This is a genomic window from Rathayibacter sp. VKM Ac-2760 (assembly GCF_009834185.1).
In the GTDB taxonomy this organism is placed as follows: domain Bacteria; phylum Actinomycetota; class Actinomycetes; order Actinomycetales; family Microbacteriaceae; genus Rathayibacter.
This window is the reverse complement of the sequence record NZ_CP047173.1, coordinates 4,182,012-4,197,529: the sequence shown is the minus strand read 5'-3', so window position 1 is coordinate 4,197,529 and position 15,518 is coordinate 4,182,012. Positions and strand designations below refer to the sequence as shown.

Here is a 15,518-nt window from a genome sequence, read left to right as displayed (position 1 = left end):
GACTCTCCCCATGACGACCACTCCACCCACCACGGGGAGGACGACCACCGAGCAGGCCGTGGCGGACGCCCTCGAGGTCGTCCGCCGGATGATCGGGGCCTTCGGCTCCGCCTATCCCGACGACACGACCACGGACGGCCGCTACCCGATCCGCCCCGCGGCGCAGGGCTTCGCCGCCGGCGCCAACCGCGGCTGGACGACGAGCTTCTGGCCGGGAATGCAGTGGATCGCCTGGGAGGCCACCGGCGAGGACGTCTTCCTCGACGCCGCCCGCGGCCACCTGCAGGACTTCGCCCGCCGCGTGCGGGAGGGCGAGGACCTGGAGACCCACGACCTCGGCTTCCTCTACACGCTCTCCTGCGTCGCGCCCTTCCGGCTCCTCGGCGACGAGCTCGGCCGCATCGCGGCGCTCGAGGCCGCCGAGCACCTGATGACGCGGTTCCTCCCGACGGCCGGCATCGTCCAGGCCTGGGGCGACCTCCGTGACCCGAAGCAGCGCGGCCGAACGATCATCGACTCGCTGATGAACATGCCGCTGCTGACCTGGGCCGGCGAGCAGACCGGCGACCCGCGCTACGCCGAGGCCGTCGCGCGCCACATCGAGGCGCTGCGGGTGAACATCCTCCGCCCCGACTCCTCCACCTTCCACACCTTCTACTGGGACGCCGAGACCGGCGAGCCGCTGCGCGGCGGCACCGAGCAGGGCGCGTTCGACGACTCCTGCTGGGCGCGCGGCCAGGCCTGGGGCGTCTACGGCTTCGCGATGGGCTTCCGCGTGCTCGGCGACGACGCGCTGCTGGAGGCCTCGCGGGCCTGCGCCGAGTACTTCCTCGCGCACCTGCCGCAGGACCTCGTGCCCTACTGGGACCTCGTCTACGCCGAGGGCAGCGACGCGCCCCGGGACAGCTCGGCGGCGGCGATCGCGGTCTGCGGACTGCTCGAGCTGGCCCTCGTCGAGACCGACGCCGAGTGCGCCGAGCGCTGGCGCGACGCCGCGCACCGGATCCTCGCGGCGCTGATCCGGGAGTGCGCTCCCGAGAGCCCCGAGGCCGCGGACACCGTCCTGCTGCACAGCGTCTACGACCTGCCGAAGAACGTCGGCGTCGACGAGGGCACGCTCTGGGGCGACTACTTCTACCTGGAGGCGCTGATGCGCGTCTCGCGACCGGAATGGCGGCCCTACTGGTGAGACTCGTCCGATTCGAGAGCGCCGAGGGCGCTCGGACCGGGGCCGTGCTCGACGGCGACCGCGTCGTCGACCTCGGTCCCGCGTCGATTGTGGAGCTGCTGGCCGACCCCGCGCTGCTGGCGGTGGCGCAGGGGGATGCGACCGTGCCGCTCGGCTCCCTCCGCCTCCTGCCGCCGGTCGTGCCGGGGAAGATCCTCTGCATCGGCTACAACTACCGCGGGCACGTGCCCGCCGGCGGTGAGGACCGGCCGGTGCCGACGACGCCCGACGTGTTCGTCAAGACGCCGAACACCCTCGGCGCCCCCGGCGATCCGGTGACGCTGCCGCTGACCGCGACCGACGTCGACTACGAGGGCGAGATCGCGCTCGTGATCGGCCGCGGCGGGCGGGACATCCCGCTCGCGGAGGCGGCCGGCCACATCGCGGGCTACACCGTGATCAACGACGTCTCCGAGCGCACCTGGCAGGGCCGCTCCAGCCAGTGGACGCTCGGCAAGTGCTCCGACGGCTTCGCTCCGCTCGGCCCGTGGCTCGTGACGCCGGACGAGATCGCGGACACCGGCGACCTCCGCGTCGAGGTCGTCCGCGACGGCGTCGTCACCGTCTCGCAGAGCACCGCCGACCTGGTCTTCAGCATGGCGGCGCTCGTGCACCACCTCAGCGAGGGGATGACCCTCGAGCCCGGCGACGTCATCGCCACCGGCAGCCCGCAGAAGCTGCCGGAGGCGCTCGCGGCGCACCGCCCGCTGGCCGACGGCGACGCGGTGACGATCCGCGTCGACGGGATCGGCTCCCTCACCACGACCTTCCGAAAGGGACGACCATGACCGCCGCCGTGCCCACCCCCGCCGCCTTCACTGTGGACGCCTTCACACTCGACGCCTTCCGCCTCGACTGCCGCGTCGCCGCCGTCACCGGCACCAGCCGGGGCATCGGCCGCGGCGCCGCGCTGGCGCTCGCCGGGGCCGGCGCCGACATCGCGCTGATCGACCGGGGCGACGCGAGCGAGACCGCCGAGCTGATCCGCGGACTGGGCCGCCGGGCGCACCTGATCCGCCGCGACTTCGCGACCGCGACCCCCGAGGAGCTGCACTCCGCGATCGACGAGGTCGTCGGCGAGCTCGGCCGGATCGACGTGCTGGTCAACAACGCCGGCACGATCAAGCGCACCCCCGCGGCCGAGCACAGCGCCGCCGACTGGGACGAGGTGCTCAAGGTGAACCTCGACTCGGTCTTCCACCTCACCCAGGCGGCCGGCCGGCGGATGATCGCGCAGGGCTCGGGGCGGATCATCACCGTCGCCTCGATGCTGTCCTTCCAGGGCGGGATCACCGTGCCCGGCTACACCGCGTCGAAGCACGCGGTCGCGGGGCTGACCAAGGCGTTCGCCAACGAGTGGGCCGCCTCCGGAGTGACGGTCAACGCGATCGCCCCCGGCTACCTCGCCACCGACAACACCGCGGCGATCCGCGCCGACGAGGCCCGCGAGGCGTCGATCGTCGCGCGCATCCCGGCCGGTCGCTGGGGCACCCCCGCTGATCTGCAGGGCGCCTTCGTGTTCCTCGCCTCGGACGCCGCCGCCTACGTCACGGGGACGATCCTCCCCGTCGACGGCGGCTGGCTCGTGCGCTGACCGCGACCGGCTCCCCGAACCCACCCGACCAGAACCGACCCGACAGGAGTCTCCCCATGGAGCAGCGCTACGCCACCAACCCCTCGCAGATCCCCGGCATGACCACCGAGGACCTGCGCCGGGAGTACCTCGTCCCGGACGTGTTCGTCGCCGGCGAGATCCGGCTGGTCTACACGCACCACGACCGCATCGTGCTCGGCGGCGCCGTCCCCGCGGGGCAGCGGCTCGAGCTGACCGGCTACGAGGAGATCCGCAGCGAGACGTTCCTCGAGCACCGCGAGCTGGGGATCGTCAACGTCGGCGGCACCGGCACGGTGACCGCGGACGGCGAGACGTACACGCTGGTGTCGGGCGCGTGCCTGTACCTGGGCCGCGGGATCGAGGCGGTGGCGTTCGAGGACGCCGACGCCGGCTCGACTGACTCCGGCGCGCAGTTCTACCTCTTCTCGGCCCCCGCGCACACGAGCTACCCCTCGGTGCTCGTCGCGCCCGGCGAGGGCACCGTCCGCGAGCTCGGCGAGCAGGCGACGAGCAACCGCCGCACGCTCAACCAGTACATCCACGAGAACGGCGTGCGCAGCTGCCAGATCGTGATGGGCGTGACGACCCTGCACGAGGGCTCGATGTGGAACACCATGCCCGCGCACACCCACGACCGCCGCACCGAGTGCTACCTCTACTTCGACCTGCCCGAGGACGCCCGCGTCATCCACCTGCTCGGAGAGCGCCAGGAGACCCGGCACCTCGTCGTCGCCGACCGCCAGGCGATCCTCTCGCCGAGCTGGTCGCTGCACTCCGGCGTCGGCACCGCCGCGTACTCCTTCGTCTGGGCGATGGCGGGCGAGAACCAGGCGTTCGACGACATGGATGCGGCGCCGGTGAAGGACCTGGCGTGACGTCCGGATCCGCTGTCGGCGGGGTGCTGCTGGCCATGGGGGAGACCATGGCCGTGCTGGTGCCCTGCGGCGGCTCGGTCGCCGACGCGGACGACTTCCTGGTCGACGCGGGCGGTGCGGAGTCGAACGTGCTCGCGCACGCGGCGGCGCTGGGCGTCCCGGTGCGCTGGCACAGCCGGCTCGGCGCCGACGCGCTCGGCGAGCGGGTGCTGCGGCAGCTGGCGGAGCGGCGGATCGACGTCTCGCGCGTCGTCCGCGACCCCGGTCATCCCACCGGCGTCTACGTGAAGGACCCCGGCCGCGGAGTCAGCTACTACCGGGCGGGTTCGGCCGCGGCGTTCCTCGACTCCGCCGATGCCGATGCCGCGCCGTTCGACGACGTGGCGCTGCTGCACCTCTCCGGGATCACCGCGGCGCTGTCCCCGAGTGCCGACCGCTTCCTCCGGCGCGCGGCCGTCCGCGCCCGCGAGCTCGGCGTCCCGGTGAGCCTCGACGTCAACCACCGCGCCGCGCTCTGGAGCGCCGCCGACGCCGCGCCGGTGCTCGCCGAGCTGGTGCGACTGGCCGACGTGGTCTTCGTCGGCCGCGACGAGGCGGAGACCCTCTGGGGCACCCGCACCGCCGCGGACGTCCGCGCGCTCTTCCCGGACGTCGCCGAGCTCGTCGTCAAGGACGGCCACATCGGCGCGACGGCGTTCTGCGCGGAGCTCGACGACGGCGTGGTCTTCGAGCCCTCGCACGAGGTGGAGGTGCTCGACGCGGTCGGAGCGGGCGACGCCTTCGCCGGCGGCTACCTGGCCGCCCTGCTCCAGGGCGCCGACCCCGGAGCGCGCCTGCGCCGCGGCCACGACCGCGCCGCCCTCACCCTCGCCGTGGCGGGCGACTCCCTCGACGAGAGAACGGCACGACCATGACCAGCCCCTTCGACGACATCTTCTCGGGCCCCCCGCTGATGGCGATCCTGCGCGGGATGGGCGTGGAGCGCTCGATCGCGCTCGCGACCACCGCCTGGGACCTCGGCATCGACTCCGTCGAGGTGCCACTGCAGACCGCGGAGGACGAGGTGGCCCTCCGCGAGGTCGCCCGCCTCGGTGCCGAGCGCGGCAAGACCGTCGGAGCGGGCACGATCGTCCGACCAGAGCAGGTCGCCCTCGCCCGCGAGGCCGGCGCCGGCTACCTCGTCTCGCCGGGCCTCGACCAGCGCATCCTCGCCGCGGCCGGCGCCGTCGACCTCCCGCTGCTGCCCGGAGTCGCGACGCCCTCGGAGGTGCAGCTCGCCGCCTCGCTCGGCCTGACCTGGCTGAAGGCCTTCCCCGCGACCTGGCTCGGCGCGGGCTGGTTCAAGCACATCCGCGGACCCTTCCCCGGCATCCGCTTCGTCGCGACCGGCGGTCTCGACGCCGCCAACGTCTCCGACTTCCTCGACGCGGGCGTCCGCGTCGCCGCCGTCGGCTCCGCCCTCGAGGACCCGGCCCAGCTCGAGCGCCTGGGCGCCCTCCTCACCGCCGCCCGCGCCTGACCACTGCGGGTCTCGATACGCCCTGCGGGCTACTCGACCAGCAAGGAGGGGCGGATCTCACAGGTAGGTGCGGGCCCTGCCTGCTGATCGCGCGGGGGTCCGCGCTCCTTGCTGATCGAGTAGCCCGCTCCGCGGGCGTATCGAGATCCACGCCCGTCAGAACGGCGCCGGCACGTCGACGAACCGCGGTCCCGGCGGCGGGTCCGGCGGTCGCCCGGGCAGCGGCGGCGGCCGGGTGCTGATGCGCCGTCCCGTCGGGGTCGTCCAGATGATGGCCCCGTCCTCGTCGTCCCTGTCGTAGCTCCACTGATCCCCGTGCCGCACGTGGTGATGGGACGTGCAGAGCGACACCAGGTTCTCGAGGGAGGTCTCGCCGCCGCGGCGCCATTCGCGCGTGTGATCGGCCTCACTTGTCGACGCGCTGCGGGTGCAGCCGGGGAACCGGCAGGTCTGGTCCCGCAGCTGGAGATGGAGGCGCATCTGCGGCGGGGGCACGCGCCAGGTCCTTCCGACGGAGACGACCGCCCCGGTGTCCGGGTCGGTGAGAACCCGGGTGAAGGAAGCGGCGGTGCGGATCAGCTCCCGGGCGATCTCCGCGGGCACAGGGCCGTAGCCGTCGAGGTCCGCGGGGGCGTCGTCGAGACCGACGGCGGTGGAAGCGGCGAGCGTCAGTCGCACCTCGGCGCGGACACCGGGGACGAACGTCGGGTCCGGCCGGTGCTCGGCGTCGGGGGTGGTGCCGGCGATGTCGCCGTCGCAGAGCAGGTCGACCGCGGCATCCGCGCTCAGCTGTTGCAGGGTGCGCGGATCGCCCTCGTCGCGAAGGATCCGGGCGATGCGGCGCAGCCGGTCGTAAGCACCGGTCACTGCCGGGGCGGGAGCGTGCAGACAGAGCGTCGCCATCCCGTCCACGTCCGGCGTGACCCACACGGCCCGGTCTTCCTTCGCGCGTGCGTGGCGCTCGGCGAGGGGCTGCTCGTGCAGCTCCTCCCGCCAGCGGCTCAGGGCACGGCGCAACTGCGCGGTGGTCATCGTGACGGCGGCCTCGGCCGCGCGCTCGTCGAGTGCCGTGCGGGACTCCTCGGGGAGGCTGCTCGCGGTGCGGCAGATCGCCTCGCCGACGTCCCACAGGATCCGGCCGTCGCGCAGCAGGGCGCGGGTGAGGGGGAGGTGCTCCATGAGCATCTGCGCGGTCTCGAGGCGGCGGGACACCTCTCGCTCGGACTGGCTGTACGCCACCGCGAGCTCGGCGCGGATGGAGCGTTCGACGAGATCCCGGGTCTCACTCCGCGAAGCGCCGCGGGCGAAGGCCTCCGGGATGGTCAGCGCGAGTCGGTAGCCGCGGTGCAGGCGCTCGGCTGCTCGGAGGCGCGTCGGTGAGGTGGAGCGCTCATCGGCAGCGGAGTCGTCGAAGCAGTCGCGCACCTCCGCGAGTGCTGCTGCATCCTCATCTTCTTTCATACGCGTATTCAAGCAGGGACCACCGACATCCGAGCGGCGTGCTGCATGGTTCGGGGACAACGCCATCAGCTGCGGCGTTGGGGAGGAGGCTCGCTTCCGGATGTTCGGCGGTGGTGGGTCTCGATACGCCGCCGGAGGCGGCTACTCGACCAGCAAGAGGGGGGGCACGCCGCCCCGCACGCCGGAGCCGGCGCCGCCCTCCTCACGAAGGCGACGCCGGCTCCGGCCCTGAAGCTCAGCAGCTCGCGGCCGGGTACTCCTCGCTCTGCTCGCGCGTCACGTCCTCGCCGTCCACGGTCCCCGTCATGGTCAGGTCGACCGCGTCGGCCGGCACCGCCTTGGCCCGGGTGGTGAAGGAGTGGAACGCGCTCTTCCCGGGCGCGACGGCGAGGAACGCCTTCTCGCCGTAGGCCGTCGTCATCGTGATCCCGACCGGCACGTCGGCCGTGTTGACCGCGGTGACGCCCAGCTGCACCTTGCCCGCGACGCACCGGCTCTGCACCGTCACGTCCAGCTCCGGCAGCTCCGGGGCGGCGGGAGCGACCGCCGCGACTCCGAGCCACGAGATCACCGGCTTCTCGCCGCCCGCGCCCTCGTTCGTCACCCGGTACTCCACCGTGGTCGCCGCCGCGAGCGTGAAGGTCAGCGCCCCGGTCAGCGGTGTGTTCGTGCCCGAGAGCGGGATGTTGCCCTTGGCCAGCTCCACGCCCCCGGCCGAGACCGTGTGGTTCATCGTCCGGCTGAGATTCCACCACTCGGTGAACCCGCCCGTCAGCGTGTACGTCCCGGCGGCCAGCGGCAGTCGGTAGATCAGCTGCGTCGTGTCCTGGTAGAGACCGGTCGAGAACTTGTCGTCGACGTCCGTCCCGGTCTTCACCTTCATGCCCTCGGGCGCGAAGCCCCACTGGTCGGCGGCGGTCGAGGCCCGGTCCGACACGGCGTTGAGCAGCGACGGGACGGCCGCCTGCACCGCGCCGTACTGCGGCGAGGACGTCGCCGCGGTGCCGGAGTCGATGTAGTAAACGAGCCCCTCGGGCACGACCTCGTAGCGCGCGGTCACCTTCGCGCCGTTCGCGAGCGTCCCGCGCAGGGTCACCGGCGCATAGTCGGTGCGGGTCTGCGCCGCGGAGTCCGCGTCCCAGCTGACGCCGACCGAGGCGCCGTCGACCGTCACGGCGGCCGGCAGGACGGCGCTCGCGGTGAGCGCACCCTGGTAGCCGAGGTCGCGAGTCACGCTCTGCACGTAGACCAGCGCGAGCCGCGCGTTGTAGCCGCTCGTCCCGTCGGTCCCGAAGGACACGTCCACGACGCCCGGCGCCGCGAGGGTCACCTGCTGGCGGACCGGCGTCGCCGACCCGGTCGAGACCGCGGTGGCCCGCTTGGTCGTGCCGGCCGCGGTCACGGTCGAGACGACGTTGGTGGTCAGGCCGGCCCGCGGCGCCTGCACGGCGACGACGTCGTACGTCCCGGCGGGCAGGGTCAGGTGCGTCACGACGGGCTTGCCGAAGTCGGCCGGCACGTAGGAGGAGCTCCAGTCCGCGGGGCTGCCGGGGACGACCGCTCCGGTCGACGTGGTCGAGTAGCCCCAGGTGCTGCCGGCGGAGACGCCGTCCCACTTCCGGTCGGCGGCGTCGTTGAGGATCCCCGGCTGGCTCGCCTTCACGGCCGCGTAGGCGGATCCGGCCGCCGAGCCGCTCGATCCGGAGTCGATGAAGTAGCGCAGGTCGGCCGGAGTCACCAGCAGCGGCACCGAGAAGCGCTGGAAGACGCCCGTCGCGGCGACCTTCTCGGTCGTCCGGCCGGTCAGCCGCACGGTGCCGAGCTCGGCCGTCCCGGCGAGGGCCTGCGTGGCCCCCGCGTCCCAGGTGACGGCGCGCTCGGCGCCCTCGAGGGCCAGGGTCTTCGGCAGCCCGGCGGAGGCGGTCCCGGCGATCAGGCCGAGGTCGCGGACGTCCGTGCTGACACCCTCGGGCACGAGCTCCGCGGCGGTGCGGCTGAGGCGCGCCACGAGAGCGGCGGCCCCCTCCGCATCGAGACCGTAGGAGGCCGGATCGGCGAGCGCCGACCGCGCAGAACCCACGACGCTCGCGAACGGCGCCCAGGAGGAGGCGCTCCACTCCGCCTCGACGAAGCGCTCGGCCGTCGCCAGCGCCGCCGCGAGGGCAGCGGTGTCGACCGCGGACGAGTCCGCGTTCGCGACGACCACGCCGACCGCGTCGACGTTCAGGACGCCGTCGTTCGCCGTCTCCAGCACCACGGTGTGCTCGCCGTCCGCGAGACCGCGGAGCTGGAACGCCGTGCGCTCGCTGCCCGCGGCCCAGGTCGGCGCGTTCGTCGCCACCCGGACGCCGTCCACGGTGACGTTCAGCGTCGCCGCCCCCGTGTTGCTGCCGAGGACGTCGAGTCCGGTCCCGGTGAAGGAGTAGGTCAGCGCCGCGCCCTTCCCGGTGCTCTTCGACGCCGTGCGCTGCCACTCGAACATGCCCTGGCCGTTGACGTGCGTCCACTGCTCGTCGAACTCGAGGATCGGCGTGCTGCCGTCGCTCCAGCTGGTCTGGTGCATGCCGTCGACGACAGTGGAGTAGTAGGGAGTGAAGCCGGGCACCTGCTCGACGACGAGGTCGTCGAACTGCGTGAAGGTGAAGGCCGAGCCGAGCTGCACGCGCCCCGCGGCCTGCGGCGCCGGGTCGGTGTACGCGGCGACCTGCACGCCGTTGAGGTACGCGGTGTAGCGGTCGCCCGCCACCTGCACGGCGACCCGGTTCCACACTCCCGTGCCGGTGCGGAACGCCGTGCCGGGGGTCGCGGAGGCGGTGCCGGAGGCGACGGAGGTGCCGTAGCGCAGCAGACTCCAGGCGCCCGTCGCGTCGACCCGCAGCTCGGCCGCGGAGACGTTCTGGCCGTTGGCCGTCCCGCCCTGCTCCCGGGCGCCGAGGGTCGCGTACGGGGCGCCGCCGTTCTCGAAGAGCACGTCGACCGAGGCGCGGTAGTTCGCCCAGCGGTAGTCGCCGATGGTCGTCTTCGGGTCGCCGCTGTTCCAGGCCGAGCCGTTCATGCCCGGGCCGACCTGCTGGCGCAGCACGCGGTCGCGCGCCGCGTCGGCGGTGGCCACGGACTCGAAGGCGCCGTTGGTGTCGTTCGTGTAGCGCGGGATCGCGCCGTCGTCCTCCGGCTGCACCGCGGGGGTGCCGGCGGGCTTCGCCTTCGCGCCGCGGCTGTCGAGGAAGGACTCGCCGGAGTCGCTCAGCGCGCCGGTCGCCGGGTCGTAGGAGCGGATGTCCGCCGCCTCGGCGTAGTCGAAGTCGTCCGCATAGAGGACGGAGTCGGTGGTGACGCCGTTGACGTCGCCGCTCGCGTCGGTGTCGAGCACGTCGCGGCCGCCGTCGGCGTCGGTGTACTCGGGCGAGGTCGGCAGGGTCGAGCCGTAGCCCTCGCGCGGGGTGAGGACACCGCCCGCGCTCGCCGCGTGGTCGAGCGTGGTCGCGGTCGCCGTCGACCAGGGCTTCACCGTCACCGTGTACACGCCGTCCACGGCGGACAGCTCCGACACGGGCACGACGTAGTTCGCGTCGTAGGCCTCGCCGGCGTCGGCCGCGCGGGTCTCCCAGACCTCCATCGTGCGGTCGGCGCCCAGGTCGAGGTCCTTCGCCGAGAGCGCGTAGGTCTTCTCGAACGGGCTGTCGTTGACGATCACGGTCGAGAAGTCGGAGCCGTCGGGAGCGGCGAGCGTCGTGTACGACACCGCGCCGGTCGAGGCGCCGCTGGGCGGGTTGCCGCCGCCGAGCGCGCTGCCGGAGGCCTGCGGGATGCCGCGCCAGATGCCGGCCGTGTTGTCCTCGTTCTCCCAGCCGAGGGTCGCGAACTGCGTGTACTGCTCGACCGCGGCCAGGCCGCCGTCGTAGTACAGCCAGCCCGACCACGGGTCGCGGGCGCTGACCAGCTCCTTCGAGGAGTACTGGAAGCCGTCGTAGAACGAGCCGATCGCCGGCTGGAAGATGTTGAGGGTCCGCAGCGACTTCGCGAAGCCGGAGGTGACCCAGTTGCTCATCTCGAGCGCGCTGTTGGTGCCGCCGAACTCCGTCCCGGTGCCGCCCTGGCCGTCGGGGTTGGTGTTGTTCGGGCGGTCCGCGGAGTTGGAGAAGGTCGCCTGGCCCTCGGAGTTCCAGATCTCCTTGTCGTAGGTCTGCGCGAACTTCTTCAGGTTGCCGTTCGCGTCGTCCGCCGTAGCGTAGTGGAAGCCGACGACGTCGACGGCGTCGCGGAGCGACGGGTCGGTGGTCGAGTTCAGCTGGTCGCCGAAGGAGGTCGGGGGAGTGCCGACCGTGTCCGCCGCGACCGTGCGGATCGCGCGGTAGCGCTCGCCCTCGTCCGCCGAGGCGAAGCCGTTGTTCGGGTCCTGAGCGCTCGCGCCCTCGTAGCCCTTGGTGTCCGTCCGCAGCCAGGTCGAGAACTTCTTGTAGAGCGCGGCGTTCGGGCTCGTGGTCTCGTTGGTGTCCGGGTTGATCGAGTCGACCATGATCCCGTACTCGCGCTCCGCCGCCAGGACGGTGTTCTTGAACCAGACGTACTGGTCCTCGTCGCTGGTCACCCAGGTGGGGCGGCTCCAGCGCAGGATGCTGACGTGCACGTCGCCCTCGGCGACCTTCTGCGCGTCCGCCGCCAGCTGGAAGCCCGGCTCGCGCTGCACGTTCGGGTACTCGTCGCGCGAGCGCATCGTCGCGACGTTCGGCCCGGTCGAGGTGTTGCGGTCGTTGCCCATCTCGATCTTGATGGTGGTCATGATCGGGTGCTCGCCGCCGAAGAGCGTCTCGATCAGCTCCCAGTACTGCTCGGGGTGCTGCGACTTGTAGTCGAGCAGCAGCGCGCTCGTCGAGTTCGCGGAGAGGATGCCGAAGCCCTTGAAGGTCAGCGCGTTGACGCTCTCCGCCGCGGCAGCCACGTCGGCCGCCGTGATCGTCACGGCCTGCACGTCGGAGGGCGCCGCCTGGGCGGCCGGCACCTGAGCGAGCCCCGTGGCGAGCAGGGCTCCGAGGGCGGTCGCCGCGACGAGGGCCCGTCCCCTCCCCTCCTTCCTGCGGTGCGGCCTGCTGTGCGAGGGGGGCTCGGGCTGCGAGCCTCGAGCGTGCCGGGGAGAGCGGTTGAGCATGAGTGCGCCTCGTCGTCGAGTCGAATGGGATGAGCGATCCGCCAACTCCGATCATTTTAGAACATGAGGAGAGCGATCGCTGTGGTCACCGTATCCGAGCGGTTTCGCGGGCGCAACGGCTCGAAGCGGCGCGCGAGCAGGGTCTTTCCTTGCGGCGCGACCACGGGATAGTCTGCTCGGCAGCGCGGAACGCTCTTCCTTGATGATCGATAATGATCGAATGGGAGGAGCGGGACGCGCGACGACGAGTCGGCGACGAAGCCGACCGGAGAACGGAGAACCCCCGCCATGACCACCCGCTCCACCCGGATCCACCCCCTCCTCACCCGCGGCGCCGCCGGCATCGCCGGGGGCCTGCTCCTGCTCGGCGTCGCCGGGACCGCGTTCGCCGACGAGCAGCAGGGCACCGACGACGTCGACGTCAACGTCCAGATCGCCCCGCTCACCACGCCCGGCTCGCTCTCGATGACCGTCGCGAGCGACTCCACCGCGCTCACCGAGAACGGCTCCGACGGCGTCGCCCGCCGGTTCACCGGCACCCTCCCCACCGTGACCGTCACCGACACCCGCGACCCCGCCGACATCCCCGCCGACGCCGGCTGGTACGTCCTGGGCACCTCCACCGACTTCACCTCCACCACCGGAGACACGATCGGCGCCGAGAACCTCGGCTGGGCCCCGAACCTCCTCGACGGCGGCGACTCCGGCCTCGTCGCCGAGGGCGACGTCGTCGACCCCGCCATCGACGGCGGCGAGGACGCCGTCGGCCTCGTCGACCAGGAGCTCCTCGCCCTCACCAACGACTCCGCCGGCATCGCCGAGGAAGGCTCCTGGACCGCCAACGCGGCCCTGACCCTCAAGACCCCCACCACCGTCGACGCGGGCGACTACAGCTCCACGCTCACCCTCTCCCTCTTCGAGTGACCCCAGCGGCCGAGAACCGCACCCGCATGCTGGTCGAGTAGCCGCCTCCGGCGGCGTATCGAGACCCGCCGTGCCGGGGGCGGTGGATCTCGATACGCCCGCTGCGCGGGCTACTCGATCAGCAGGCAGGAGCCCGCCGCGCGGTCTCCTCGATCGGCCCGCGGATCAGGACCCCGGCGACTCCTCCGCGCCGAGCCGCACCGCGAGCTCCATGCAGCGCAGGCGGGCCGGCGAGAAGTCGTAGGGCATCATCCGGATGACGTCCGCCGCGCTCCTGGCGCGCGGATCGACGGAGGCGACGGGAGCCCCGGCGCTCTCGACAGGGTGCCGCTCGTCCCAGGCGTCGAAGAGGGCGTCGTCCTCCGCCTGCTGACCGGACTCCTCGATGGCGCGCATCAGCGCGGTCTCGAAGGCGTGCCGCTCGGCCGCGACCTGCGCCACCCGGGGATCGTCGACGGCGACCGAGTCGTCCAGCGCCTCCTCGGCGGCGTCGACGCGGTCCGACTCCGCCCGGAGTGCCGGATCGGCGGCCAGGGCGACGAAGCGGCCGGCCTGCACCGCGGCGCCGAGGGGGCCGAAGATCCGCTCGGTGACCAGGAGGACGTCCAGGTCGTCCTGGCGCAGCGACCCGTCGGGCGCCCCCTCGAGGCGGCCGGAGACGAGGTCGTCGAGCAGGCCCAGCCGGCTGCCGAGGGTGCGCATGCGCTGCACCGAGGCTCGCTGCCGCTGCAGCTCGGCCTCCTGCGCGGCGAGGGTCTCCTCCAGCCGAGCGAGGACGTCCGCGACCTCGTCCTCGCCCTCCGCGGCGCCCGGTGCGGCGCCGTCGAAGGCGTCGCGCACATCGTCCAGGGCGATCCCCGCGTCGGCCATCCGGCGGATCCAGAGCAGCCGGATGATCTCGTCGGAGCCGTATCGGCGGCGGCCGTCCCCGCCCCGCTCGCGCTCGGGGAGCAGTCCGATCTGGTGGTAGTGCCGGATCGCCCGGGGAGTGGTGCCGACGAACGCCGCGGCGTCGCCGATCAGGACCTCTCGGGGCGGGGTCGGGAACGGGTGCACGGCGGACCTCTCGAAGCGGAACGGGGAGTGCTTCGAGCAGACCACATGACGCTGCGGCAGGAGCAAGCCGTTTGCTGGTCGATCAGCAGGTCTCGGGGACCTCTGCGGAGCTTGCTGGTCGAGTAGCCGCCGGAGGCGGCGTATCGAGACCCACGTGTCCGGGGACGGTGGATCTCGATACGCCCGCTCCGCGGGCTACTCGATCAGCAGGCAGGAGCCCGCCGCGCCCTACGAGGTGTAACCCGCCTGGATGGTGTCGAGGACCTGGTCGGTGCTCGAGCCGTCGATCCAGTCGACGATGCCCTTGAAGAAGCTGTCGGAGCCGACGGCCTTGGGCATCAGGTCGGACGCGTCGAAGCGGAACGTGGTGCCCGGGTCCTGCAGGATCGAGATGGAGCTGCGCAGCAGGTCGCTGCTCGCGTTCGCGGGGTCGAGGCCGGTGTTCGCCGAGATGACGCCGCCGAGTTTCACGCGGCTGTTCGCCCAGTCGGCGCTCGCCAGGTACTCCTGCACCTTCGCGGTGTCCGCGTCGTCCGCGAACGCGGCGACGAACTCGCCACCGCCGGTGACGGCCTGGTCGTCGTCCGCGTCGATCGGCGGGGTGAGGAACGCCCAGACGTCGCCGTCCTCCGCCACGGTCGCGTCGGCCCCGGTGAGGAAGCCCTCGAAGAAGGACGCCTGGTGGGTCAGCGCGCAGGAGCCGTTCGCGATGTTCTGCGCGACGTCACCGAAGGCCGTCGAGTTGATCGACGACACGTCGCCGTAGCCCGCGTTCACGAGCGTCGGGTCGAGCAGGATCGTGCCCACCGAGTCGAAGGCGGCCTTGATCTGCGGGTCGGTGAACGGGGTGTCCCCCGCGACCCACGAGTCATAGACGTCCGGCCCCGCCTCGCGGAGCACGGCGTCCTCGATCCAGTCCGTGCCCGGCCAGCCCGACGCGGCGTCGGAGGCGAAGCCGGCGCACCAGGACGGCCCGCCCGACTTCTCGGCGATGGTCTTCCCGAGCGCCTTCATCTCGTCCCACGTCGTCGGGACCGAGACGCCCCACTCCGCGAACTTCGCCGGCGAGTACCAGACGTAGCCCTTGACGCTCGCCATCAGCGGAGCGCCGTACTGCGTGCCGTCCACCTGGCCGTACTTCTGCCAGTCCTCCGACCAGTTCTGCTTCACATTCGCGAGGGCGCCCTCGGGCAGCTCCTTCACCTTCCCGGAGGCGACCGTGTCGGCGAGCAGTCCCGGCTGCGGGAAGATCGCGAGGTCCGGAACGTCGCCGCCCTGCACCTTGATGCCGATCTGCTGCTCGAAGCCCTTGTCGCCCGTGTACTTGATGTCGATGCCCGACTCCTTCTCCCAGTCCGCCCAGGACTGCTCGAGCAGGGTCGCCTCGTCGCCGTTGATCGTGCCGTAGACGGTGACGGAGCCGTCGCCCGCGGCGCCGCCGGAGCTCGCGCCGCCGCCGGCGTTCGGGTCGTTCGGGTCGCTGCTGCTGGAGCAGCCCGCGAGCGCGAGTCCGGCGGCCGCGAGAACGGCGACCGGAAGGGTGAGACGACGGTGCAGGGATGTCCGCATGGGTTTCTCCTCGTTGAGTGACGGTGCGACGAGGGGAGTAGCCCCCCCAGCTGCCTGCCCAGCGTACGTGCCGAGAGAGCGCTCTCTCGATAACGATCCGGTGTCGGATTCCGCGCACCCGGCTC

General features: G+C 72.5%; 11 protein-coding genes. 7 read left to right on the top strand and 4 right to left on the bottom strand.

Going from position 1 to position 15,518, the window contains the following annotated elements:
- Positions 1 to 10: 10 nt before the first annotated feature.
- Genes GSU72_RS19235 through GSU72_RS19210 form a run of 6 tightly spaced genes read left to right on the top strand, consistent with a single transcriptional unit; the run spans position 11 to position 5,237 of the window.
- Complete coding sequence (locus tag GSU72_RS19235) at positions 11 to 1,189, top strand: glycoside hydrolase family 88 protein (RefSeq protein ID WP_159986475.1); 1,179 nt, start codon at positions 11 to 13, stop codon at positions 1,187 to 1,189.
- Complete coding sequence (locus tag GSU72_RS19230; RefSeq protein ID WP_244255901.1) at positions 1,186 to 2,016, top strand: fumarylacetoacetate hydrolase family protein; 831 nt, start codon at positions 1,186 to 1,188, stop codon at positions 2,014 to 2,016. The genes GSU72_RS19235 and GSU72_RS19230 overlap by 4 nt, the downstream gene beginning before the upstream one ends.
- Positions 2,013 to 2,822 carry a 2-dehydro-3-deoxy-D-gluconate 5-dehydrogenase KduD gene (gene kduD, locus GSU72_RS19225; RefSeq protein WP_159986473.1) on the top strand — a complete coding sequence of 270 codons (810 nt, stop codon included), beginning with the start codon at positions 2,013 to 2,015 and terminating at the stop codon, positions 2,820 to 2,822. Before GSU72_RS19230 ends, kduD begins: the two co-directional genes overlap by 4 nt.
- Positions 2,823 to 2,878: 56 nt before the next feature.
- Positions 2,879 to 3,718: a 5-dehydro-4-deoxy-D-glucuronate isomerase gene (gene kduI / locus GSU72_RS19220; protein ID WP_159986472.1), complete on the top strand. Its 840-nt coding sequence runs from the start codon at positions 2,879 to 2,881 to the stop codon at positions 3,716 to 3,718.
- Positions 3,715 to 4,632 (top strand): sugar kinase, encoded by a 918-nt coding sequence (locus tag GSU72_RS19215; RefSeq protein ID WP_244255900.1) that lies wholly within the window; start codon positions 3,715 to 3,717, stop codon positions 4,630 to 4,632. Before kduI ends, GSU72_RS19215 begins: the two co-directional genes overlap by 4 nt.
- The gene (locus GSU72_RS19210; protein ID WP_159986471.1) at positions 4,629 to 5,237 is read left to right on the top strand and encodes a bifunctional 4-hydroxy-2-oxoglutarate aldolase/2-dehydro-3-deoxy-phosphogluconate aldolase; all 609 of its coding nucleotides are present in this window, start codon (positions 4,629 to 4,631) and stop codon (positions 5,235 to 5,237) included. The genes GSU72_RS19215 and GSU72_RS19210 overlap by 4 nt, the downstream gene beginning before the upstream one ends.
- Before the next feature lie 156 nt (positions 5,238 to 5,393).
- Here GSU72_RS19210 and GSU72_RS19205 read toward each other — a convergent pair whose 3' ends face one another.
- Both GSU72_RS19205 and GSU72_RS19200 read right to left on the bottom strand, forming a co-directional pair.
- Positions 5,394 to 6,698 (bottom strand): HNH endonuclease signature motif containing protein, encoded by a 1,305-nt coding sequence (locus GSU72_RS19205; protein ID WP_159986470.1) that lies wholly within the window; start codon positions 6,696 to 6,698, stop codon positions 5,394 to 5,396.
- A gap of 235 nt (positions 6,699 to 6,933) precedes the next feature.
- Entirely contained in the window at positions 6,934 to 11,844 is a 4,911-nt protein-coding gene (locus GSU72_RS19200) for a hypothetical protein (RefSeq protein WP_159986469.1), read from the bottom strand.
- Positions 11,845 to 12,132: 288 nt separating this feature from the next.
- Here GSU72_RS19200 and GSU72_RS19195 point away from each other — a divergent pair, with 288 nt between their 5' ends.
- Positions 12,133 to 12,768, top strand: coding sequence for a hypothetical protein (locus GSU72_RS19195; RefSeq protein WP_159986468.1), 636 nt, complete (start codon positions 12,133 to 12,135; stop codon positions 12,766 to 12,768).
- Positions 12,769 to 12,933: 165 nt separating this feature from the next.
- Here GSU72_RS19195 and GSU72_RS19190 read toward each other — a convergent pair whose 3' ends face one another.
- Both GSU72_RS19190 and GSU72_RS19185 read right to left on the bottom strand, forming a co-directional pair.
- Positions 12,934 to 13,890, bottom strand: coding sequence for a MerR family transcriptional regulator (locus GSU72_RS19190; protein ID WP_244255899.1), 957 nt, complete (start codon positions 13,888 to 13,890; stop codon positions 12,934 to 12,936).
- 162 nt (positions 13,891 to 14,052) lie between these two features.
- A complete protein-coding gene (locus GSU72_RS19185; protein ID WP_159986467.1) occupies positions 14,053 to 15,393 on the bottom strand; it encodes an extracellular solute-binding protein in 1,341 nt (446 codons plus the stop codon).
- Positions 15,394 to 15,518 lie beyond the last annotated feature (125 nt).

Bases quoted from the DNA above. Each gene is read 5' to 3' on its own strand.
- GSU72_RS19235 (WP_159986475.1), top strand. From the start codon at position 11: ATGACGACCACTCCACCCACCACGGGGAGGACGACCACCGAGCAGGCC.
- kduD (WP_159986473.1), top strand. From the start codon at position 2,013: ATGACCGCCGCCGTGCCCACCCCCGCCGCCTTCACTGTGGACGCCTTC.
- kduI (WP_159986472.1), top strand. From the start codon at position 2,879: ATGGAGCAGCGCTACGCCACCAACCCCTCGCAGATCCCCGGCATGACC.
- GSU72_RS19210 (WP_159986471.1), top strand. From the start codon at position 4,629: ATGACCAGCCCCTTCGACGACATCTTCTCGGGCCCCCCGCTGATGGCG.
- GSU72_RS19205 (WP_159986470.1), bottom strand. From the start codon at position 6,698: ATGAAAGAAGATGAGGATGCAGCAGCACTCGCGGAGGTGCGCGACTGC.
- GSU72_RS19200 (WP_159986469.1), bottom strand. From the start codon at position 11,844: ATGCTCAACCGCTCTCCCCGGCACGCTCGAGGCTCGCAGCCCGAGCCC.
- GSU72_RS19195 (WP_159986468.1), top strand. From the start codon at position 12,133: ATGACCACCCGCTCCACCCGGATCCACCCCCTCCTCACCCGCGGCGCC.
- GSU72_RS19185 (WP_159986467.1), bottom strand. From the start codon at position 15,393: ATGCGGACATCCCTGCACCGTCGTCTCACCCTTCCGGTCGCCGTTCTC.